Raw genomic sequence first — 23,246 nt, forward strand, 5'->3', positions numbered from 1 at the left:
CTTGCTGATTTAGAGCGACGTCTACCGTGGCGGAACCGAACCCGGGGGTGGCAACAGCCAGACAGGCTCACTCTCGTCGACATCGGGATAGGGACCACTCATTGCTAAGCGTTTGACATTGGGAACGACGGTGACCCCAAATATTTCTTCGACGCCGGTATCCATTTGCAACCAAGCGACGGCGCGGCCGCTATGTAAGTCGACCACGCCGACGCCACACCGCAGGTCGTCCTTTTCGGCTTCGATCGGAATACCACCGAAGACGGACGTTTCGCGGGCGCGTGACATGCCGATGAAGGCAAACTGGCCGGCGAAGTCCATGCCTCGCAAGTAACCGGGCAACTTGTCGACGACGACTCGATCGCCGTTGGATTCGTCGACGGATTCCAACGTGCCGCAACCCGAATTGAGTACCAGCAATCGACCGTTGTGAATCCGTGGTGAGTGCGGCATGGCTAGACCTTGCGAGACGATCTCGCCGCTGGGTACGTCCAGAATCGCGCCGCCGCTGGCTTTGTTTTCTCGCCAACCGCGCGCTTGATTGGTCATGCCGAGAACACTGACGTACTTCGGCATGCCGTCTTGCATCGTCATGCCGTTGAGGTGACAGCGATCCTCGGGGGCGAGTTCTTTGATGAACGAAGGTTGCCAGCGGGGCACAAAACTGTAGTTGCCATCCAGCGTGCAAAGACACGAGAACAACGTGTTGGCAAACCAAAGCTCTTCACCAGTCCATTGCATTTCGTGCACGTGAATATTGCCGGTGCCGTAGGCGCGTCGGTACAAGACCGCTTGATCGTACTGGCCAGTTGGTGGAATCTGGTTTGCCAGTTGCGGTTCCGCCTCGAGAATCCAGATTTGATTTTGCCCGCCAACGGCGAGTCGCCGGCCATCCCAAGCCATGCCCATGGCTTGCTGGAAATTGTGAAACCGAAGATCGACTTGATCATCCTGGCCTGCGCCTACAATCGCCACCTTGCCTGCCGCATACGTGGAAACCAATAGGGATGAATTCAGATGCCGCAAAATCCCGGAGAAATCGGCCGAGGCGCGAAAAGCAATTTCCCGTTGAGGAACCGCTTTGGAACGCATGGTTCCTACTGAATCAGTTTCTGGCGGTAACGACATCGGAGCACACGGGGCAGTTCAGGTGGGTTGCTGAAAGATGGGAGGGGGGGGTGCAGTGTACCCCGTCTGATCGGGCGTTTGAAGAGTACCCCGATGTGGCCGTCGTTGCTTGGTGCAGGCGCTCAGCCTGTACGTGTTTTTTTGATCATGTCTCTGTCGACTGCTTTCTGGTCGACCGATTTCCGTTCGCATCAAGCGAGTCGACTGAAGGTCGGGGAGAGACTTGGGCGCATCCGATTGGTAAGCCAATGCCCTTGCGGACAGAGTTGGCCATCAACATGGTTTTTCGCGATGGCGACGTTTCGCAATGGAGTGATTGTCGAAGCACGCGATCATTCTGATATCGACGATTTGAATCGGCAGCTCAAGAGCGAAGAGCGTTGCGGTATCTGAGCTGCCTGTATCTGACCGATCGGCGGACTACAGCATGTCCATGGGGTCGATGTCGATCACGTATTGGACGTCATCTTTGTCGGCGATCTTGAAATCCTTGGTGGCCCGTCGAATGGTTTCGCCCAAGTGATTGGCGTCGACGCTTTGCAGTAGGAGATGGAAACGATATTTGCCACGCAGCTTGGTGATCGGTGGTGGTGCGGGTCCTAGGATTCGGACTTCCGCGCCTAGAGTATCGCGTGCGACTTCTAACCGACTGAGCAGTGAATCGGCGATGGCTTCGGTGACTTCTTCGATGACGCCGCGTATGATGATCCTGGCGACGCTCCCCAGCGGTGGGTAGTTAAATTTCATCCGATTGATCATCTCGCCTTTGGCAAACAATTCGTAGTCGTGTCGCGAAGCGGCCTGGATGGCTGGATGTTCGGGGGAATAGGTTTGCACGATGACACGACCGCCTCGGTCGCCTCGGCCAGTTCGTCCGGCGACTTGCGTGACCAGCTGAAACGTTCGTTCGGCGGCGCGAAAATCGGGGAAGTGCAGGGCACCGTCCGCATTGATGACACCGACTAACAAGACGTTGGGAAAGTCCAAGCCTTTGGCGATCATCTGAGTGCCCAGCAGCAAGTTGACTTTGCCGGCGCGAAACGCGGACAACACTTTTTGGTGGCTGCCTGGCCTGCGCATCGTATCGCTGTCCATTCGAGCGACCACTGCGTCAGGGAACCGTGCTTTGACTTCGACCTCCAGCTTTTGTGTACCGAGTCCTCCGTAGCGAATGCCGTCAAAACGACACGCCGGGCACCATGGGGGCGTCGCGATCGTGTAGTCGCAGTAATGGCAAACCGCCTTGCCTCCATCGCGGTGATGAGTCAGTGGCATATCACAATCGGGGCAAGCAACGACGTACCCGCAGGCAGGACACTGAATCGTGGTTGCAAATCCGCGCCGATTGAGCAGCAAGATGACCTGTCCGTTTTCGTTGAGCGTTTGCTGGACCGCCGTGTGGAGCGGGCGGCTGATCGCTCCGGCGGTACGGTCATCACGCACACGCAGGTCAACCAATTGCACGTCGGGCATGGGGCGGTTGCCGACTCGCGACGGCATCTTGATCAATTCGGCTCGGCCCGTTGCGGTTGCATGCCAGGATTCCATCGATGGCGTCGCGGTTCCCAATACCAGCGGAATGTTCAACGACATTGCGCGAGCGTAAGCGACTCGTCGAGCGTGGTAGCGGGGCTGTGTGTCTTGTTTAAAAGATCCATCGTGCTCTTCGTCAATCACGATCAAACCCAGGTGCGGCATTGGCGCGAACACGGCGCTGCGCGGTCCGACGACAACCTGAACTTCGCCGCTACGAATGCGTTGCCACTGAAAATGTCGCTCGGCGGGAGTCATCTGGCTGTGCAAGACAGCGACGCTTTGGAAACGACGCTCGAATCGACCGCGTGTCTGTGGCGTCAAGCTAATTTCGGGAACCAAGACAATTGCACCGCGGCCAAATTTGACAACGTGTTCGATGGCTTGAATGTAAACTTCGGTTTTTCCGCTGCCGGTTACGCCGTGCAGTAGCAAGGTGCGTCCTTTGCCGGAATCCAGTGCACCGGTGACCTGCGAAAGGGCTTGGGCTTGATCGTCCGTCAACGTGTGCGCGACTTCGACTTCGCCGTCGTCAACTTGCCAGCGAGTCGATGTCGGAGTGTTCATTTCGCGGCGGACGTTTTCTTGAACGAAACCCTTTTTGCGAAGCTGAGTGATCGGTCCTTGTGTGCATTCGGCAACGACTGAGAGTTGTTGCGAAGTCATGGGACGGCCAGCGGCAATGAGGAACCGGAGGGCCGTCTGTTGTTTGGTGGGCAGGCTGCCGACCAATTCGTCATCCTTTGCCATTGGGCTGGGCAGCAGATAGGTCTTTTCACGAGTTCCTGCATTGGCGCGAACGCTGGACGGAATCAGCGTGTCAAAGACTTGGCCGGCCGGGGCTTGGTAGTAGTGGCTCATCCACAGTACCAATCGCACCAAGGCGGCATCACAGAGCGGTTCCGTGTCAAGAATTTCCGCGATGTCGCGCATGCTTCGATGCGCAGCTTTGCCTTGTTTGGTTTCGGTGCACCAACCAATGATTGGCTTTTTGCGCCGACCCAACGGAACTTTGACTCGCATGCCCGCCACCAAATCATCGCGCATCGAATCGGGGATTCGATAGTCGTACGGTCCATGCGGAGCTTCGCTGAACACGATTGACGCCAAAGCCACGTCGTCTTGTGCGGCCAATTCCCAAGGAGGCGGCGCGGTTTCAAAAAGTTCGCCCTGCTGTTGGCTTGGCGCATTCAGGTTCGACGATTTGTCCGCAGCTTGATCGGAATGGGAACCGAAGTCGGGGGGAGGGTCAGAATTGGGGAAGCCGGGCGACATCGTCAGAGGGGAATCGTTGGGCAAATGCGGCGAAGTACTATCGGTCAACATAGTGGATTAGACGATTCAGGTAGAGAAGCAGTCTTTGACGCAGTGCTGGACGTCCCAGCGGCAGCTTTAAGTGCTCAAGCGGTGGGGATAAGTTACGAACGGGGCTGGCGAAGGGCATTAGGGGCGTTGGTAAGGGATTGTGTGGCTGCGCTGTGACACGTAAGGTCCGCAAGGGTAACGCTTGCATCAAAATCGACGAGACAAACCATGCGAATCGGCATTTTTGGCGGATCATTTGATCCCGTTCACTACGGACACTTGTGGATTGCCGAGATGGCGCTCGAGCAATTGGAGCTCGATGAGATCCGCTGGATACCAGCAGCGCAATCACCTTTGAAACCGGGCGGGGCGATTGCCAAGTCCGAAGATCGTTTGCGGATGCTTTCCCTGGCGACGGCGGGAGCGACAGGGCACGTCGTCGATGACCGCGAGATCCGCCGCGGCGAAGTCAGCTACACAATCGACACTGTCAACGAATTGCTCCAGGAATCACCCGACGCTCAAATTCTGATGGTCATCGGTAGCGATTCTTTGGCGTCGATGCGGCAATGGCATCAACCCGAAGAGCTGTTGGGCAAAGTTGTTCCGGCGGTTGTCCAGCGAGGCGGCGAAGCCGACATCGATTTCAGTGTGCTGGACGGCTTGGCGGATGCCGATCGCATTGAACTGTTTTCGCAGAACGTGATCGCGATGCCTGAAATTGAATTGTCCAGCAGCGAGCTACGGTCAAGGATTGCTGCGGGCAAGAGCATCCGATTTCGTTTGCCGCGAAGCGTGGAAGCCATGATTGCGGCGAGCGAACTTTATCGATAACTCACCCGAGTCGGCAAAGCACTGCACAAAACACTGGACGAAGTGCAAGTCAAACCGTCTCTAGGCAGGACTGGCAGTGAACACGGATCGTTAGGGGGCACCGAAGTTTATGCCTTTAACGGCATCCGCAATCTTGGTGGTCTCGTCAACCAGTTGGGACATGCGCTGCGCCACGAGGTTATCTTCGATGCGGCGATCCGCAAAAGACGTTTCGACTGCGTAAACAAAACGCGGCACGATCAGGCAGCGAAAGTCCAACATCAAACTATTGGCAAGTCCCATGCCTGACATGTAGCTGCCTTGTCCACCGGCTGCCAGCATCATGCTGACGACTTTTCCGGTCCAGGCGCGGCCCGTCAGTTCCAGGGCGTTTTTTGCGACCGAATTGACGTCGTAGTTGTAGACGGGCGATGCGATGAAAATGCCGTCAGCTTCTTCGACGATCTTTGACAGTCGTTGAACGTTTGCGTCGCCGTAAGCAGAACCACCGTCGCACGGTGGAAACGAATGCACGGCGAGATCAAACAGCGTGACGTCGCGATCTGCGTTTTGCAGCAAGTCGACGCAGTGTTTGGCCAAAATCCGGCTGCGGCTATCTGGATTCAGGCTAGCACTGAGAACAAGAAACATGACGCAGTTGTGGATGAGAAAACGACGTGCACAGCGGCGGCGTGCACTGTGATGAGCTGCAGAAAAACGAGATCGCTCTCAATAACTCTCGAAAACGCTCCCAACTAAACTACGAAAAAACGTGCCCTTAGAAAAGGACACGTTATTGAATCGATCAAACAGCGAAGCGGGATTGCTTAGCAAAGGTCCGCGTAGTTTTCGCTGTCCATGCCCAATCGTGTTTTGAGAACATTGAACTCGTCGAAGTAGCGTTCGCTGCTGCTATGGACGTGTTCTGCTTCGGTGATGAATTGCAGATCTTTGTCAGGATAGACATCACCGCTGATCAAAACGTTCTCGAATTGATCGAGAGGATGCCCATAGACGATCAAGAGTTTGTGTTCGTCTAACTGGACTTCCTGTCGTTTGCTGGGGTTGATCACTGCGATTCCAGTGCAGCCATCGTTTGTCAGCAGTTCTTCATGGTCCAGCAGCATGCTCTTCAGAACAGGCATGTCGATCTGCTCGCGATAGAGGTCTTCGTGCTCACCACCAGATTGATGGCTCGTTTCAAGCACGACGTCCACTGTTTCGCCCAGTTCGTCAATCAGCTCGAGGAAAAGGTCCATCAAGTATCGACGGCTGGCAGCAGCCATGATGACAGGGGTTTTTTGGCCAGCTTCGTCAACGTATTCGTCGTGACGAAATCCTTGACGAGGCGTGACTTTCAGGTCGTAGGAAGGGCGGACGGCGTCGGTTAGCTCGAAAGCACCGTACGTTTTGATGCCCATATGCGTCTGCAGTTCTTCGTCCGATAGAGTTTCGAAGCTGCCGTCGGAGATAACTTGAGCGGAGTCTTCGGTCGAACCGTTGCGAAGTATGCGTTTAAGGAAACCCATTTGGATTGTCCATGGCGTGGTTGGTCTGGTAACCACCAAGAATTCTTGGTGTTGGTTCGTCCGCGTGAACGAACCGTGTACACCCAACGCTAGGTCACATCCGACCAGCGACAAAAATTTCCCCTAGACATAAGCGTTTACCCCGGGAAACTTATCCAGCCAGCCCGGACGACTCGTTCAAGCATGGCAATCGTTACAACCCTGCTGGAATTACGATCGGAATTCGATCGTCTGTGAGGTGGAACCCCGCAAGAGAGCATTCGTTTTTTCGCATTGCCGGTCTATAATTCAGTTCGCAACACAGCTGTGTTTTCCAAGGCTTTCTGCGCGCCCGATCTACGGTGCACTTGGGTGATGGCTGATCAAGGGGATATTGAACTTGCCACTTTCGGATACCAGCGTGAAGAGCCCAACGCCACTGAGCCTGCCGCCTCTAAACACGCAGTATTCTGCGTGGAGTTTTTCCAGTGCCGCTAGAGGCCTGGTCGTATTCGTTGCCTTGTGGATCGTCGGTTGCGATTACATTCCCGATCGACCGCCACTAATTCCGCCCAAGGAATTGAACCGAGCAAAAATCCAGGCCGACGCCGCGGCCAAACTAATCGAAGCTCCCTCGGTCGGCTTCGCCGGGGATTGGGAGTCTTGGTATGGATATTATTTGAACAACCAGCATGTTGGCTATTCGCACACCAGTGCAAAGCGTTTGGTCGAAGACGGGGCTGATCGTTCCGAGGCAAATATTGTCTATGAGTTTCAGGAACAACTGCGTTTTCGACGTGGCCAATCGATTTCGGTACAGCACTTGTCGCAAAGTTCCGTGGAGACGCGAAACGGCTCGCTGCAGAATTTTGAAAGCGCGATTAAAGTCGGTCCTCTTGTCAGTCGCATTGCGGGCACCGTGGCCAACGGTCAGTTGAACGTTGAATCGGTTCGTGGAACGAATCGAAAAACGGACCGCATCGTTTGGGAGTCAAATCAAAGAGGTCTGGATGCGATCGAACAATCGCTTCGCCGCACACCCATGGCTAAAGGTGACAAGCGGGCATTGAAGATGTTGTTGCCGCATCGGTATCAACTCGGGATAGTCGAACTTTTCTGCACGGGGCAATCTGCCACGTCAATGATCGACGGCAGCTATCAGTCGTTGCTGGAGATTGTCAGTGTCGAAAAGGTGGATGGCAAGGTTGTTTCGGAACAGGTTTTGTGGACGGACGATGAAGGTTTGATTCGCAAAAAACTCCGTAGCGGAGTCGGCATGGTGGCCTATCGGATGGGCCGCCAGGCTGCGTTGAAGGACGCGATCGAAGAGCAGGATTTGTTTGACGCAACCATCGTCAATGTGTCGGGTAGCATCGATCGGCAAAGCGAAACCAAGCAAGTTGCCTATGTGGTTTTGCCAACGGAGGATTTGGTTCAGGCGGGCAAGACGGTTTCGGTACCTACAACTCCGGGGCAGTTTATTCGGATGATGGAGGACGGAAGCGTTCGGATTTTGGTCAACCAGAGTGCCGACGCTGTGCGGCAAGGTTTTTCGGCTACAAAGCTGCAGCCGAGCGACGGGGATTTAAAGCCCAACGCCTTCATCGATTCCAATCACGGGGATGTCCGCCGAATTGCGACCGCTGCGATCCGGGGGGATCTTAGCCAAGAAGAAATTGCGTTGACGCTGGCGCGCACCGCCAAAGACTTGCTCAATCCACGACCGACATCCGAAGGCTTTGTCCGAGCCTCCACCGTGGTGCAAAAGACGACGGGTGGCAGCACCGAGCATGCTTTGGTGTTGGCTGCTTTGCTACGAGCCAAAGGGATACCCTCACGCTTGGCGATGGGAATCAAGTATGTTCCCGATCAAGAAGCGATGGCCTACCACGTTTGGACGCTCGCACACGTCGATGGCGAAAAATGGATTTCGCTAGATGCAATGACAGGCCAGCAAGCGGCCGCGGATCGAATCACTTTCGTGACGACCAACCTGAACGACGGGAACCCTTTCAATGCCGTCGCTGCGGTGTTGGCGATGATGAGCCGAATCCAAATCGAAATCAAATCAGCGGTCTACTAGGGAACCGATGTCTTTGGCCTGCTACTTCAGCGATTCGAAGTGGTCGGCGACGGCTTGAAGTAACGGATCGATGGTTTGGGTTTGGATACTGTGCGGCGGCTGCCAGTCGAACCATTTAGCCGACTCGTGTTCGGTTAGATTCAGTTTCGGTGGTTTGCTGATGTACCCCAGGAAGTACTTCACTTTCTTCATGAAAACCTCATCGCCCCAGCGACGGTAGGTCACCGGGTATTTGGTCGTAAATACAAACTGCTCGTCGATCGAAATCTGACCTGTTGCAATTCCCGTCTCTTCTTCGGTCTCTCGGAGGGCGGTTTCCAAATAGGTCTCGTTCGGTTCACAATGGCCTTTTGGCAAGTCCCAACGTTTGGCATGCCGCATCAGCAGGAATTGCTTTTTCGGTTCGCCCGTGAATAGCACGATGCCTGCGGCTTTGACTTTGCCCTGCGGTTTTTTCTTCACGCTGATTACTCAGGAAATGGTTGGATCACGTCGTCTGGACGACCAGCATTTTTACGATGGTAGGGTTTTATGAAAATTTACACGCGCACCGGCGATACGGGCAGTACCGGATTGTTTGGCGGCCCAAGGGTTGGCAAAGATGATTGCCGGATCGAATCCTACGGCACCGTTGATGAATTGAACGCCGCGATAGGCATGGCGCGCAGCAAGGGCGTCGGCGAACCCATTGATCATGAGCTGGATCAAATTCAGCATGCACTTTTTTCCATCGGAGCAGAGTTGGCAACACCTGCGCCCGACGAGTTTGATTTACGCGTGATCGGCGACCGCCATATCGGACAGCTAGAAGACTGGATTGACCAGCACGAAGCGACCTTGGAACCGCTGAAGCATTTTATTCTGCCGGGTGGAACGGTCGCTGCATCGCACCTGCATCTCGCGCGTGCGATCTGCCGTCGTGCAGAACGTCGTGTCGTGACGCTGGGGCAACAATGCGGCGATTCGCAATCTGATTCGGCCCAAACCGATACGACCAAGGCGGCCGCAATATCGGAGTCGCTGATCATTTACCTCAATCGGCTAAGCGACTATCTGTTCGTCCTCAGTCGGGCGGTCAATCATCAAAGTGGTATCGCTGAAGTTCAATGGCAGCGTCCCAGTCCCGGCAATTAATCGTTTGGTTGACCAAGATTTCGGCCAAATAAAACGGCTCGATCCAGCTGAGGCGATTCCATCGCTGCCCGGGCAAATGACCAGGCACGCATCCAGCCGATGGGCGCTTTGACGCATGCATTGTCGGCCTAGCGACGTCAAGCTGCGTTGATTCCAATGGATCCGATGATTGTTTGAATGCCTGTCTACTAGCACGAAGCAATTGCTTCGTGCCGGAAGTACGTCCTTTGTTACGTATTAGCGGCTTGATCGGCTTCGTCATCTGAGAGATAGGCCGCTAGATAGGGCGGACGGCGCGTGTACAATGACGTCTCTGCCTAAGAGTGCGTGTTTGCTTTTTTGCAACGTCCTCTTGGCACTGGATGCGTTGAATCGAATCCACGCAAGAAACCGAGCACACACAACGTTTGAGGATAGGGATCGTGAAAAAAGTCGAAGCCGTCGTGCGCCATTTCAAGCTGGAAGATGTCAAAAACGCGCTCACTGATCGCGGGATTCAAGGGATGACCGTCACGGAGGTCCGAGGTTTTGGACGCCAGAAGGGACATACCGAAATCTATCGCGGAACCGAATATGCGATCGACTTTGTCCCCAAAGTCAAAATCGAAGTCGTATGCACGAATGAGAATCTGCAAACGGTCATCGATACCATTTTGCAGACTGCTCAGACGGGCCAGATCGGCGATGGAAAAATCTTCGTCACGAATCTGGAAGATTCGATTCGGATCCGAACCGGCGAGCACGGCGAAGAAGCCCTTTAGTTCTAACTAGCCGGCTTTCTTTCTATGTCCAATAATGCATCGCTGCGCGAGATCGTACTTGAGTCGCGAGAGCGTCTGCAGGTCGGTCGCGAGAAAGCCAAGCAGCAGCACAACAGCGGCAGTGCAGGTTTCCAAGTCGCGACGCGGCTGGCGGATTTGTACGACGACATTGTGCTCAGCGTGTGGGCACACGCGTGCAAAGAACATCAAGTCGAATCGGAACCCAAAGGTATCGCCTTAGTTGCACACGGCGGTTTTGGTCGCCGTGACATCGCGCCGTATTCTGATGCGGATTTGATGATGTTGGTTACGCCATCATCGTCAGCGTTGGCAGGAAAAATTGCCGGTACACTGACGCGCGATCTAGTGGATGCTGGATTGCAGGTCGGTTTTTCTTTGCGAACGGCCGATGAAGCGACCGGCATGGCCTGGGAAGACGCCGTGATCTTTTCGTCGCTGACGGAGTCGCGGTTGTTGGCGGGCAGTCTACAGCTATACAGCAAATTCTTTCATTCGCTCCGGCAAGGAGCGCTGCGGCGCAGCAATAAACTGATCCGAGACGTTGTCGCTGCTCGCCGCGAAGAGCGTCGTAAGTGGGGCGAGACGAATTTTTTGCTAAGTCCCAATGTCAAGCGATCGCGTGGTGCATTGCGCGATATTCAACTGGTGCGGTGGATCGGTTTTGCACGGTACGGAGAAGTCGATTTAGAACGCTTGCTGAAACTTGGTGCACTCCCCGAGGAAGACTATCGGTTACTGCGAAAAGCTTACGCCTTCATGTTGCGGCTCAGGCACGAACTGCATTTTCGCGAAGGTCGTGCGCAGGATGTTTTGGATCGTCCGACGCAATTGGAAATTGCCGAAGCATGGGGTTACACGGCTGACGCCGGCATGCTGCCAGTGGAAGTCTTGATGCAAGACTATTTCGACAATACACGCAATGTGCGTTATGCGGCTGCGTTTTTCAGAGACGACAGTCGGAGCCAACCGTTGGTTCAGCAAGCACTCGAAAGAATCTGGTCACGTAGCGCCGGTGATGGTATTCGAATTGGGCCATCGCATATCTGGGTGCAGAGAAATTCACTCGACGAATTTTCCAAGGATCTGCCTCGGATCATGCGACTGATGAGCATGGCCAATCTAAAGCGAAAGCGGATTGGGCACCGCACCTGGCAGGCGATCCGAAAATCGATGCAAGAGCGTGAACCGCAAATGCCCGGCGCTGAAACGGTCGGCGCATTCATGTCCTTGATAAGCCATCCCGGTCGACTGGGCGATGTTTTGCGGCGTCTGCATGAACTGCGAATCATTGAACAGCTGATCCCTGAATTCAAGCGGACCCGTGGTCTGCTGCAGTTCAATGCGTACCACAAATACACTGTCGATGCTCATTGCATCCGGTCCGTCGAGGCAGCCGCGGAATTGGAAGAGTCGCAGACGTCCATGGGCCGCCGCTACCGACGCATACGTGACAAAACACTTCTTCATCTTGCGCTTCTAATTCACGATATCGGCAAAGGTTACGAAGAGGATCACTGCATCGTCGGTGCGCGTATCGCGGTGGATGTGGCCAAGCGTCTGGAGTTAGATTCGGCGTCGAGTGAGTTTTTGGAGTGGCTGATACGTCAGCACTTGTTGGTCAATACGATCGCGTTTCGACACAACCTGGACGACCCCGAAATCATTTTGTCGTTTGCAAAAGAAGTCGGATCGATCCGTCGTTTGGAACTGTTGGTGGTTCATGCGGTTGCCGATTTGACGGCCGTAGGACCTGACGTCATTAACGATTGGAAGCTGAACCTGATTGAAAAGTTGTACCTGCAAACCAGACGGTATTTTGAAAAAGGGCAGTTGCCAGGCGAAAACGATGAGCGACTCAGTCAGATTCGCGAAGACGTCGGCAAAATTATGCGCCGCGAGGGTGCCAATGAAAACGCGATGCAGATTTTGGAACAGTTTCCTGGGTCACTGATGCGGCAAGGAGATCTTTCGCAGGTCGCCAGCCGTTTGGTTGATGTCGGAAAAGCTTTTCAAGATGGCAAGCAGTCGCTGTGCTCGGGAGAATATGACAGCGAAATTTCTGCGATGTGCTATCGAGTCGTTTACCGCGAGGATCAGCGAATCGGAACATTTGCCCGTGTGACCGGTGCACTGGCAACCTGTGGATTGGCGATCCTGAGAGCAGATGTCGAAACGGTTGGCGAGAATCTGGTCTGGGATTGTTTCTGGGTGGTCGATCCTGACTATGCCGAAGAAGCACCTGAGTTCAGGATCAAGCAAGTGTGTGATCGGGTTTGCAAAATTCTTGATTCGCCAGACGCTCCGTTGCCGCCCTACCGAAAGACTTGGCGAACGTCCGCTAAGGAAAGCTCCAAGACCGTGCACGTGTTGCCAACGAATGTGGTTTTTGACAACGCGACCGTGGATCGATTTACCATCCTTTCGCTATTTGCCTACGATCAAGTCGGTCTTTTGCACCGGATCGCGGTAGCGCTGGCTGATTTAAGAATCGTGTTGCATTTTGCCAAGATCGATACGCACCTTGATCAGATCGCCGACGTTTTCTACGTCACTGAAGAAGACGGCAGCCTGATCGACGATGTGTCGCGGCAGGAGGCCGTGCGTGACAAGTTGATTCAGGTCGTCGACGAGAACGAAGAAGATTGATCCCGGCGGTCGTTTCATTGGCATCGCGTTACATCGCTTATGGCGTCAACGACGGATGCCTAGCCCCGGTGTGGGGCAGGTTCGTGACGATCGTAAGGATCACTCGGGCGTCCAAGCGATAGCGGATGTCGCGACGCAACCGCAGAATGTTTGCAACCGGAACTTTGCACGTGCGGACTTGGAAGTTTTTGCGAAAGCTGCATCGTCGATAGGGCAGGGGGGATGCGTTGGTCGATTCTTGATCAAGCACGTAAAGGAATTCAATCGTTGATTGTGTCTTTCACGCTCAGTGCAATGGATTGTTGGGCGCATTTTGTGTTCCCACCAGGCTTTGTGAGCGGAAATTTACACGGTCGCGAAGGTGTAGGAGACAACACAGTCTCTTCCCTTGTCTCTCATTCATGGATGTATAGTCATGCGAAAATTCGCGACCACCGGCGCACTTTGCGCAATCGTTATGTCGGCCAGCCTGGTATCTGCCAAAGATGATTTCAGCGCTTTGCTGAGCGAGTTGAGCTACAACCAACCTGCGGCTTCGTCGCCTTCTTACCGAGTGGCAGACAACAGTCAAGCCGCAGCGACCGCCACAACGCCAGCACCAGCCAGCGCTCAAGCGACTGTTTCGCATCAGCCCGCGATTTCGATGCCGGCTGGTCAGTCCCAGCCGATGCACGCCCAGCAGTTCAATCACGCGGGCCCGGCCCCAGCATCATTCCAGCAGCCCTGTGATTCAGGTTGTGCGAGTACTGGTGGCGGGTGTCTCAATGGAAGTTGCCGATCAGGCAACTGCGAGAGTGGTTTTTGCACTCCGCACAACATGCCAAACCTGCCTGGATCAACACTTCGTCAGTACTGGCGATCGAATGCGTGCAACAGCAACGTTTGGGATGGCTATCAAAATGAATGTCGCAAACCACTGTTCGGCAAAAAACGTTGTGGCCAAGAAGAAGGATGTGCAACGGAGGGATGTGCAACGGAAGGTTGGGTTCCACCTCCCAGCCAGGCTCCTTGTGACACACAAGTCAGCTGCGACGTTCCCAGCTATGTAGAAGCACCAACAGCCTCGTGTGATTCAGGCAGTTGCGATGCGAACGGATGGGCGTTTTAAGTGACGTCCTTGCGGCAAGGATGAGCCCTTCGGGTGCCGATACCCGTCGGTGATGCTTGCAAAAACGCCTTGCCAACCGACATGCCTTCCGGCCATCATCGCGCCAAATCCGCGATGGCAATTTCGAGAACGTCAAGAATATTTTTCCAGTGCCGCATGAAAGTGCTACAGGAAAACGACTGAGGTTGCCGATATTAGTCATACCGTGGATTAGGAGGGTGGAACGATCGGTGCCATCGTTCCAGCATTGATGGACCATGGTGAGGCAGGGAGGGCTTCACCATGGCCCTTCTTTTATCGCGACGCGAAGAAACACGCGTTCGCGTAGACCTTTCCAATCCAAAAAAACAGCCGCCAGAGCAGCAATGCTTTGGCGGCTGTTTCGGTTTCGAAGCCGGCGTATTGCGCGTCAAGCAAAAAGCTGTTCGATGACTTTGCCGTCGCGGACTAAGGTAATCGGTCGACCCGTGCTGGTGTCGTACTCCAAGCCGGGATCGATGCCAAGGTTGTAGTAGAAGCTAGCGGCGACATCGTCGGGGGAGATGCCTTCGTGACGAGGTCCGGCAGCCGTGTCGTCGCTCTCGCCGATGACTTGCCCGCCGGTGACTCCACCGCCCGCCATCAGCATAAACATGCAGCGGGGATAGTGATCGCGTCCGCCTTCAGCGCTGCGAGTATTGATTTTCGGTGTGCGGCCAAATTCTCCGGTGACGAACACCGCTGTCGATTCCAGCAAGCCACGTTGTTCCAAGCCGACTAGCAAGCCGCTCAGTCCGGCATCCAGTTTTGGCAGGTTGTTTTCCTTCAGTTTCGTCCAGTTGTCCTGGTGAGTATCCCAGCCGCCCAGTTGAAGGCTAACCAAGTTGACGCCTGATTCGACCAAACGCAAAGCCAACAGACAGCTTTGTCCAAACGATTCCTCGCCAAATTGCTTTGCAAAGCTTTCGGGTTCTTTGCTGATATCAAACGCTTCGCGTGCACGCGGCGATGTGATCATCGAATACGCTTGTTCGCCGAATTGGTCCAGGCCTTCGAGGAGTTGGTCGTTTTGTTCCAGCTTGCTGAAGCGACGATCTAGCTTTTGCAATAGGCTCTGGCGGCGTTTCACTTCGTCGACTCCGATGCCGCCGGCCAGCGAGATGCCGCGAACGCTGAATGGCTTGCCAAATTGTGGCGCGGCATTGGTTTCTAACGCGGCATGCCGGATCCCCAGAAAACCCGCTCCATGTCCCGCACGTGGCACGGCAACTTGAGAAGGAATGTTTGGGTCCGCCGGCCGTTCTTTGGCCATGACGGCACCGTAGCTGGGATACTCAAGCGCGGGGATCGGTTTGCTGCCCGTATTGACGTATTCGCGGCCCAGGCGGTGGGCGGCCAGTGTGTGGCTTACTCCGCGAAGGATCGCGAACTTGTCCATGCACTGCGCCAAGTTGGGCAAGTGTTCTGAAATCTGAATGCCGGGAACATTTGTGTTGATTGGTTTGAACGAACCACGTACCTCGTCCGGCGCGTCAGGTTTTAAATCGAACGTGTCCATATGAGATGGACCGCCGTTAAGTTCGATGAAGATTGCTCGTTTGGCACGCCCCGGTTGAACTTGTCCGGCAGCAGCTAGACGATTGAAATTGGTCAGGGTCAAACCGCCCAGGGTCAAAGCTCCAGCCTTCAGCATGTCGCGGCGCCGAACGCCGTCACAAGTACGATGAAATTTCATAGGGATCAACTCGGTTGGGATGTGACGTGAAAGTGTTTGTACGGATCAGTGCGTGATGATGAATTCTTTTGTGTTGACCAATGCCCAAACCAGGCTTTCGATACCGCTGGCAGTGTTTTTGGAATCTTCGATAAAGCCAACGGCAACTTTGATCTCGTCCTGCTCCGGGAACCGACTGAGGGTGCGTAGGTAGACATCGTCGACCAAGTTCTGGAGTGTCTTGGTTTCCGATTGACCTTGTTCCGGTACAGCGGCAGCCAGATCTTCGTCGAGCCAAGCCTTGGGGTCGTTCAACAAATCAGTGAATGATGGCATCGCGTATCCGAAGTTCTTGAATCGGGCGGATGCCTTGGTGTACTGCTTCTTGATGCTCGGGCGATTGCGTTTTTGGCGGTCCGCTGGCGTTCTGTTGAACTGCATGATGCGGTTCACAATTTGCTTACGCATCGCCTCAGCTGAACGTTTCTTTGCAAGTTCGCGTGGGTCGGTCTTGCCTTGGGGACCGGGGACACCAAGTGCCTTGCAGGCTTGAGCAACCCACCCGTCTTTGTCTGCAATGCGTTGGTGAATGTCGCGATCGTTTCGCAAGTAAATGGTTTGCAGCAAACTAGGTGAATCGCTGCGGTCGCAGTCGCAATTTGATTCGCGAATCGACTGCCCGAAAACGCCCAATGCATAATCCTGGCTGTTGCGTTGCTTTGCTTTTCCATCCGCAATCGCCATCGTATCGACGATCTCCCGTAGCTTGTCGGATTTTTGATCCGAACCAGTGGCCAATATGACACTGTCGTGAACGACTTCGGCGGGCAGGCGTCGCGGGATATGGTGCGAGAAGTTGATCCGATCCATTTGGTTCGTCTCGTTCGTATCCGCACTTCGTTGGTAAGCATCGCTGGAAATGATTTCCTGATGCAACCATTTCAGGTCAAAGTTGTTCGCAATGAACTCATTTGCCAAATGATCCAGCAACGGAGCGTTGCTCGGTGGATTGGCAAGGTTCATGTCGTCCGTAGGGTCAACGATTCCAATGCCGAAATAGTTGCTCCAAACGCGATTGACGATGGCCTTAGCAAAGTAGGGGTTGTCTTCGTCGCGGAGCCATTGCATCAAAGCCGGTCGTGGATCTTCGGAGAGCTCCAGTGGCTCGCCCCCAAGAATGGTTCCTTGGGGGATTTTCAACGCAGGGATCTTGCGGCCCTTTTTCTTGGCAGCGGCGCGTTGTTTTCTGATTCGGTCGCTCGCTCCTGTGTTGACCAATAGTTCGCCAAAGGGAACCAGCTTTCCTTTGCGGGCGGCGTCGTACAGTTTTCTGCGCAGTTCGCCGTTGTTCAGCTTTTTGCCGTCAGTAATGTCTTTTAGCAACTTCGCTCGGTCGCCTTTTGCGTCTGCCGCGACGGCGTTTTGGTTGTATCGCATCGGGGCGAACAGTTTAGCGAATTGATCAAAGTCGTCTTTGGACCATTGATCAAATGGGTGCTTATGGCATTGTGCACACTCGATGCGTACACCCAGAAAGGTGTAGGCAAATCCGATTGCACGCTCTTCTGGCTTAGCAAAATTTCGTCGTGCCCAAAACAACGGCATGCCTTCACGGCGTGCAAAAACTTCTTCGTTGCCCGGAGTGCAAGCTTCTGTCATTTGCTTGCAGTAATCCAGATAGCTCTCGCCTTCTTCGCGATTGTTCGCTGCAACGATGCCTTCGATGATATCATCGTAGGGCACATTGTCTTGTAGGCGAACTCGCAGCCACTCGTGCCAAATTCGCGTGCCTGCGCCGCGAAACGGCAGGGCATTATTGAGTTGTTCTTCGCTGTTGCCCGTCCAATCGGAAAACCGAGTCGCCCACCAAGCTGCATAGCCGGGGGCTTGGAGTAGTTCTGCAGTCAACACTTGGCGTTTGTCAGGTGACTTGTCTGCCAGAAACTCGCGGACACGATCGCCCGTTGGCAGAATCCCGGTGACATCCAATGACACGCGTCGGATGAATTCAGCGTCGGTGCAGATGTCGGACGTTTGGATGCCCAGTTTGTTAAGCTTTTGCTCGATCAGCTGATCGATCGGTTTGGTCGCAATGGTTGCCTGCAGTTCAGGGCCAATGGGACGCAAGACGGGAATCGGCACGACAGCGTTGTCGTAGAACACGACCAAGTGGGTGTCGCCCTGAACTCCCGATTTGACGCGTCCGTCTTCGTCAACAACGGCGATCGATTCATCGTTGGAGCTGAAGCGACAGAGGTCAGTGACGTCTTCGTAAGTTCCGTCCTGCCAATGCGCGACGGCTTTTAGCTGGACCAGATCGTCGGCAGATTTGAAAAGCAATTCATTGGGGATGATTTCAAGTCGGTCCAGTTTCAGGGGCTTGGTTCGATTCAGCTTCGCACCGCTTTGAACCCAGCGCCGCAAAACATGATGCTGCCACGTTCCCTTGTCAAAACGTTTGCCGCCTTCGTGAAGATCCGCATCACTTGGCTTTGCCAAAATCAGACTCTCGTCGACGTCGTCCACATCAACTCGGCCGGTCGCCTCGTCCAGCATTGCTTTGTGGTCGCCGCTAAAGTCGTAGCCAAAGAGCGAAAGTTGAAAGTCGCCGCGGCCTTGGAACGATCCGTGGCAAGCACGCCCATTGCATCCCAGTCGGCCCAGCAACGGGATGACGTGTTTCTGAAAATCGGGAACAGCGTCCGAATCCGCATTGGCAAAACGCTCGCTCAGCGGTGCAACTTTGACCGGTTTTGACGATCGCTGTAGGTTGACGTTTTTGGGATCCGCCTGTGCTGGCGAAAGCAGGGCAAGTGCCCAGGCGACTCCGATCGTCAAAGCAATTTTCTGTGGCATGGCAAGGGCAATGATTCGAGTCATAAGGCAAAAGACCAAGCGTTTTGGGTGGACACTGGATTGTGATGTGCAAACTAACTGGCGAAAAACTGAACTGTTTTCGCGGGGCTAGTCTTTCGGCGGAGTTGTCTTTCGCCGTTTTGAGTTGGATCGTGCAGCTTTCTCTTCGCTCGCGTCAGCTTTGCGTCCAGCACTTCGGAGCAGCAACGTGTACTTTCTGTCCAACTGCGAATCGCTGTTTTTTTGCAACGAATCCAATCGGCCATGGGCAGCGGCGAGCTGTTGTTTGGCACGTTTGGCGCGCTCAGTCATCAGGTTGACGTTGTACTCAGCGCGACTGACTTCGGCTTTGAGCAAACGTTTGGCCGATGCTCGCAGCGCGGTGCGATCCGCCTGATTATCGCGCACTTTTAGCTTTGCAGTGTGAATTTTGACACTCGACTGAGCCTTCAAAAGTTCCAGTTCGATGTCGTAAAGAACTTGATCGCGTTTCTTAGCCAAATCCAACCGACGAACCGACTTAGCCAAGTCCCGAATTGCCAGTTCGTACTGACGAGGATTGTCGGACTTCAATCGCTGAAGCAGTTTGCTCAATGTCGGTAGGTGGCTTTGGACCAATTCATTGGCTCGCTGTTCCAACTGCGGGTCTAACCTGTTGGTCCGGTCGCTCGGTTTCGTTTTGGCAGACTTCGTGCTGGCGTTTTCTGCACTGGCGGATTGCGATTTGGCTGTTTGCGCACTGGCGGTTTGGCTATCCGCGATCAGTCGTACATTGACGGCCGTGTCGGCGGAAAATGCGATCGACGGTAGTACGGTGATCGATGTCAGCAACGCGATCGCAAACAGAAAAGTGCTGCCAGTTGTCTGGGGATTAACCATCAAGCGAGGCCTCTGATTCAATCGCGACCGAAATCCAAGATAAAGACGAATCGTCGAGCGTTCTTCCTGAAAAAACATCTGTGTCATCGTCGTTGTCGTCGTCGATATCTAAAAACAGAATCTCCGCATCCGTGGTCGCCCAGGCGGCAGCGAACAATTCCTCTTCGTGTAGCAACGATTCGGCAACGCTTGTCTCTTGCACCATCGGTTGAGAGGTGCTGCGATCGGGAAGTAGCCAGAAGGATGCCACGATCAACAAGCTGGCTGCTAACGTAAGCAGGGCGATAATCCAGGGTTGGTGTGACGCGACCGTAGCAGGGAGAGTGACCGAAGCTACTGAAACAGCGTTGCCTGACTGATCCGCTGCGAGGTTCATCGCTGTCAGGCAAAGTAGTTCCGACTGGTTTGACAACTCAGCCGCTAATTCGGGCGAGCGCAACAGTCGTTGCTCAAAATCGCTGGAGCTGGCTTCCGACAAATCACCCGCCAGATACAGCATGCATTGCTCGCTGTCGGGAAGATCGGTTAGGGCATTTGGATCGGGATTCATGATTCGGAGTCTTCGATTTCGTTTTTGATTTTTTCCAGCGCTCGACGCATTCTTGTCAGCGCGGTGCCCAAAGGGATGTTCAGTCGATTTGCAATCTCTTGAAATGTCAGGTCATCTTCGATTCGTAGCAGTACGATCTGTTGGGTTGATTCAGGAAGTTTGTTCAGGATGTCGCGAACTTGTTGGGCTGTTTCGACCGTGATCAGGCGTTCCAGTGAGTCATCACTTGCCAATGAATTTGTCATGATCGGATTCCCGTCGGTGGCTTGATTCTCCAAGACGCGATCGGCGGCTGATTTTCGACGCCAATACAACGCGGCTTCATTGGCCGCTACTCGAAACAACCAAGCTTTTCGAGCACCCAGCGGCACACTTGAATCCTGCTTCATCAATTTGATGTAGACCGCCTGCAAGCAGTCTTCCACGTCGGCCTCCTGGCCCAAACGTCCCCGCAAAAAGACTCGTAAACCGTTGCAGCACTCGTCATAGACCGTCCGCCACTGGCGGGCGGTGTCGTCGTCGGGTGCAGGCGGAGATTTTGAGGCCATGAGGGCAGTTAACGTTAAGATGCGCCAAGGGACGCGATTATTTCACTGGGGGCAAAAGAATGTCATGATTGGCTCGCTTCGCGTTCCTCTCAGCTTGGTTGGTGGTGCCAACCGGTTCGAGGCTGCTTTCATCTGGCCGCGAGGTAGCTTCATTGCGTAAATACGGGAGAATGCTGCATCTGGCTGCCGACTACGCGGTGGCCAACGGCAGGTCCCGGATCACGATATCCGCTGCCGGGCCACCATTCATCTCTCTGACCCCTGTTTTATGACCACAGACAAGAAAAACGTGTGGATTGGTTTCGACCTTGGCGGAACCAAAATGCTGACAATCGCTTACGACGAAAAATGGAACGTCATCGGACGGCGGCGTCGAAAGACTCGAGGCAGGGAAGGGGCTGACGAAGGTATCGACCGAATCGCGTCGACGATCGAGCGTCTGCTAGAAGAATCCGATCTGAAAAAAGATCAAATTGCCGGCATTGGAATTGGATGTCCCGGCCCGATCGATTTGGAAAAAGGGTGCCTTTTGTCGACCCCCAATTTGGGTTGGAAAGACGTGGAGGTCGCGGATGTGCTCAAGGACCGTTTTGATTGTTCCATCGAGGTGCTCAATGACGTCGATGCCGGTGTTTTTGGTGAGTACAAATTTGGTGCCGCCAAAGATTCGCGGTGCGCGGTTGGTATCTTTCCCGGTACCGGCGTCGGCGGTGGGTGCGTGTACGAAGGAAACATCCTGCAAGGCGCGGGCATCAGCTGCATGGAAATTGGACACACGCGAATTAGCGGTGGAAACAAATCCAGTGGATCGGCTTTTCCTGGTTCGTTGGAAGCCGAAGCGAGTCGTCTGACCATCGCTGCCGAAGCGGCCAAGGCAGCGCATCGCGGTAACGCTCCGTATTTGTTGAAAAACAGCGGCACCGATTTGGCCGAGATAAAAAGTGGCGCTCTGGCTGCGTCGGTGGAGAACGGTGACAAAGCCGTGAAGCGTTTGGTCGAAGAGGCTGCAACGACGATCGGTTACGCGGTAGCGAATGTCGTCCACCTTCTAGCACCCGACACCATTGTTTTGGGCGGCGGGCTAATCGAAGCGATGGAAGACCTGATCATTAGCACGGTTCGCAAAACAGCTCGCGCAAATGTGATGCCGGTCTACAAAGACCGATTCGAGGTCGTTGCAGCAAAACTTGGCGACGACGCAGGAGTCATGGGCGCCGCAGCTTGGGCCAAGCGGAAGCTGTCTTAAATCTGGTCCCGCGGGTTTGCATAGGCTCGAGTAGAACCGCCATGAGCGGGACCCCAGTAACTAGGGTCCGGCTCATCGATGGAATCAGCGCTGTGCTGAGTTCTTTGGCTTAAACGCGGTCGAGATACTTGTTGACGACGCTTTCGATCAGTTCTTGGCGACCTGAAACGTTGGCAGTCGAATCGCCTTTGTCGAGCATGTATTTCTCGAGGTCGGCAAACTTGACTTCGCCGGCTTCGATCTTCGCTCCGATGCCTTCGTCCCAGCTGCTGTAGCGAGCGTTGATGAAATTGTCCAACGCGTTGTCGGCTCGCATTGCTGCGGCAACTTTCAAGCCTTTTGCGTAGGCATCCATGCTGCCGATGTGAGCGTAAAACAAATCGATCGGTTCGAAGGATTCGCGTCGGACTTTGGCGTCGAAGTTCACGCCGCCACTGCCCAAACCACCATGTTTAAGGATGTAGTACATCGTTTGGGTGGTCAAATAATAGTCGGTGCCGAATTGATCGGTGTCCCAGCCCAGCAACATGTCGCCTGTGTTGGCATCGATGCTGCCTAGAGCGCCTTGCATGCCGGCGTAATCCAGTTCGTGCATCATCGTGTGACCCGCCAGGGTCGCGTGATTGGTTTCCAGATTCAGCTTGAAGTGATCCTCCAAGTTGTACGAACGCAGGAAATTCATGCACGCCGCAGCGTCGCTATCGTACTGGTGTTTGGTGGGTTCTTTTGGCTTGGGTTCGATCAAGAACTGGCCAGTGAAACCAATCTCCTTGGCGTAATCGACGGCCATGTGGAAGAACGCACCGAGGTGATCCAGTTCACGTTTCATGTCGGTGTTGTAAAGATTCTGATAGCCTTCGCGACCGCCCCAGAACACATAGTTTTCGCCGCCCAATCGGTGGGTGACTTCCATCGCTTTCTTGACTTGGGCTGCACCGAAAGCGAACACGTCTGCGTTGCAGGAGGTTGCGGCTCCATGCATAAAGCGTGGATTGGAGAACATGTTTGCGGTGCCCCACAACAGCTTCACGCCCGATCGCTTTTGTTCTTCTTCTAACACGTCAGCGACTGCGTCAAAGATCTTGTTGCTTTCGGCAAGCGAGTCGCCTTCGGGAGCAACGTCACGATCGTGAAATGCGTAGTACGGAGCTTGCAGTTTCTCGAAAAGTTCAAACGCCACTCGAGCACGATTCTGAGCATTTTCGACGCTGTCGCTGCCGTCATCCCAGGGACGAACGGCGGTGCCAGGTCCAAACGGGTCAGCGCCCGTCCCACGGAACGTGTGCCAATAGACGATCGAAAACCGCAAGTGCTCCTTCATCGACTTGCCTTCGACGATTTCGTCTGGGTTGTACCAGCGAAATGCGAGTGGATTATCGCTCTGCGGGCCTTCGTACTGGATGGTCGAAATGTCGGGAAAAGCACTCATGCGGG

The 23,246-nt window shown here is 54.3% G+C and carries 18 protein-coding genes; 7 read left to right on the forward strand and 11 right to left on the reverse strand.

What is annotated here, in order from left to right:
- Positions 1–21: 21 nt before the first annotated feature.
- Together K239x_RS03260 and priA are read right to left on the reverse strand one after the other, a co-directional pair.
- Positions 22–1,092, reverse strand: coding sequence for a TIGR03032 family protein (locus K239x_RS03260; protein WP_145416229.1), 1,071 nt, complete (start codon positions 1,090–1,092; stop codon positions 22–24).
- A 456-nt stretch (positions 1,093–1,548) separates the two neighbouring features.
- On the reverse strand, positions 1,549–3,987 hold the full coding sequence (priA, locus tag K239x_RS03265) for a replication restart helicase PriA (RefSeq protein WP_419189620.1): 2,439 nt from the start codon (positions 3,985–3,987) through the stop codon (positions 1,549–1,551).
- 207 nt (positions 3,988–4,194) lie between these two features.
- On the opposite strand from priA, the gene nadD reads away from it, so the two are divergent.
- Positions 4,195–4,800, forward strand: a complete 606-nt coding sequence (gene nadD, locus K239x_RS03270; RefSeq protein ID WP_145416230.1) for a nicotinate (nicotinamide) nucleotide adenylyltransferase — start codon at positions 4,195–4,197, stop codon at positions 4,798–4,800.
- 90 nt (positions 4,801–4,890) lie between these two features.
- Here nadD and K239x_RS03275 read toward each other — a convergent pair whose 3' ends face one another.
- Together K239x_RS03275 and K239x_RS03280 are read right to left on the reverse strand one after the other, a co-directional pair.
- Positions 4,891–5,430 (reverse strand): NADPH-dependent FMN reductase, encoded by a 540-nt coding sequence (locus tag K239x_RS03275; RefSeq protein ID WP_145416231.1) that lies wholly within the window; start codon positions 5,428–5,430, stop codon positions 4,891–4,893.
- Between the two features lie 176 nt (positions 5,431–5,606).
- Positions 5,607–6,308 (reverse strand): hypothetical protein, encoded by a 702-nt coding sequence (locus K239x_RS03280; protein ID WP_145416232.1) that lies wholly within the window; start codon positions 6,306–6,308, stop codon positions 5,607–5,609.
- Between the two features lie 379 nt (positions 6,309–6,687).
- Here K239x_RS03280 and K239x_RS03285 point away from each other — a divergent pair, with 379 nt between their 5' ends.
- The gene (locus K239x_RS03285) at positions 6,688–8,370 is read left to right on the forward strand and encodes a transglutaminase domain-containing protein (RefSeq protein ID WP_145416233.1); all 1,683 of its coding nucleotides are present in this window, start codon (positions 6,688–6,690) and stop codon (positions 8,368–8,370) included.
- A gap of 21 nt (positions 8,371–8,391) precedes the next feature.
- Here the strand turns inward: K239x_RS03285 and K239x_RS03290 are convergent, their stop codons facing one another.
- Positions 8,392–8,832: a bis(5'-nucleosyl)-tetraphosphatase gene (locus K239x_RS03290; protein ID WP_145416234.1), complete on the reverse strand. Its 441-nt coding sequence runs from the start codon at positions 8,830–8,832 to the stop codon at positions 8,392–8,394.
- A 69-nt stretch (positions 8,833–8,901) separates the two neighbouring features.
- On the opposite strand from K239x_RS03290, the gene K239x_RS03295 reads away from it, so the two are divergent.
- The 4 genes from K239x_RS03295 to K239x_RS03310 all read left to right on the forward strand — a co-directional run bounded on the left by K239x_RS03295 (position 8,902) and on the right by K239x_RS03310 (position 14,040).
- Positions 8,902–9,504 carry a cob(I)yrinic acid a,c-diamide adenosyltransferase gene (locus tag K239x_RS03295; protein WP_145416235.1) on the forward strand — a complete coding sequence of 201 codons (603 nt, stop codon included), beginning with the start codon at positions 8,902–8,904 and terminating at the stop codon, positions 9,502–9,504.
- A gap of 422 nt (positions 9,505–9,926) precedes the next feature.
- The gene (locus K239x_RS03300) at positions 9,927–10,265 is read left to right on the forward strand and encodes a P-II family nitrogen regulator (RefSeq protein ID WP_145416236.1); all 339 of its coding nucleotides are present in this window, start codon (positions 9,927–9,929) and stop codon (positions 10,263–10,265) included.
- Between the two features lie 24 nt (positions 10,266–10,289).
- Positions 10,290–12,932, forward strand: coding sequence for a [protein-PII] uridylyltransferase (gene glnD / locus K239x_RS03305; RefSeq protein ID WP_145416237.1), 2,643 nt, complete (start codon positions 10,290–10,292; stop codon positions 12,930–12,932).
- Positions 12,933–13,347: 415 nt separating this feature from the next.
- Positions 13,348–14,040, forward strand: a complete 693-nt coding sequence (locus tag K239x_RS03310; RefSeq protein WP_145416238.1) for a hypothetical protein — start codon at positions 13,348–13,350, stop codon at positions 14,038–14,040.
- Positions 14,041–14,449: 409 nt separating this feature from the next.
- Here the strand turns inward: K239x_RS03310 and K239x_RS03315 are convergent, their stop codons facing one another.
- From K239x_RS03315 to K239x_RS03335, 5 genes are all read right to left on the reverse strand, one after another.
- Positions 14,450–15,754 carry a DUF1501 domain-containing protein gene (locus K239x_RS03315; RefSeq protein WP_145416239.1) on the reverse strand — a complete coding sequence of 435 codons (1,305 nt, stop codon included), beginning with the start codon at positions 15,752–15,754 and terminating at the stop codon, positions 14,450–14,452.
- A gap of 45 nt (positions 15,755–15,799) precedes the next feature.
- Positions 15,800–18,589 (reverse strand): DUF1549 and DUF1553 domain-containing protein, encoded by a 2,790-nt coding sequence (locus K239x_RS03320; RefSeq protein ID WP_419189621.1) that lies wholly within the window; start codon positions 18,587–18,589, stop codon positions 15,800–15,802.
- Positions 18,590–18,697: 108 nt separating this feature from the next.
- Positions 18,698–19,468 carry a hypothetical protein gene (locus K239x_RS03325; protein ID WP_145416240.1) on the reverse strand — a complete coding sequence of 257 codons (771 nt, stop codon included), beginning with the start codon at positions 19,466–19,468 and terminating at the stop codon, positions 18,698–18,700.
- On the reverse strand, positions 19,461–20,018 hold the full coding sequence (locus tag K239x_RS03330; RefSeq protein ID WP_145416241.1) for a hypothetical protein: 558 nt from the start codon (positions 20,016–20,018) through the stop codon (positions 19,461–19,463). The genes K239x_RS03325 and K239x_RS03330 overlap by 8 nt, the downstream gene beginning before the upstream one ends.
- Complete coding sequence (locus tag K239x_RS03335) at positions 20,015–20,566, reverse strand: RNA polymerase sigma factor (protein ID WP_145416242.1); 552 nt, start codon at positions 20,564–20,566, stop codon at positions 20,015–20,017. Before K239x_RS03335 ends, K239x_RS03330 begins: the two co-directional genes overlap by 4 nt.
- A 268-nt stretch (positions 20,567–20,834) precedes the next feature.
- Between K239x_RS03335 and K239x_RS03340 the strand changes: the two genes are divergently transcribed.
- A complete protein-coding gene (locus K239x_RS03340) occupies positions 20,835–21,812 on the forward strand; it encodes an ROK family protein (RefSeq protein WP_145416243.1) in 978 nt (325 codons plus the stop codon).
- 109 nt (positions 21,813–21,921) lie between these two features.
- Here the strand turns inward: K239x_RS03340 and xylA are convergent, their stop codons facing one another.
- On the reverse strand, positions 21,922–23,241 hold the full coding sequence (gene xylA / locus K239x_RS03345) for a xylose isomerase (protein WP_145416244.1): 1,320 nt from the start codon (positions 23,239–23,241) through the stop codon (positions 21,922–21,924).
- Between the last annotated feature and the right edge of the window lie 5 nt (positions 23,242–23,246).

The organism is Stieleria marina (assembly GCA_007741555.1).
GTDB lineage: Bacteria > Planctomycetota > Planctomycetia > Pirellulales > Pirellulaceae > K23-9.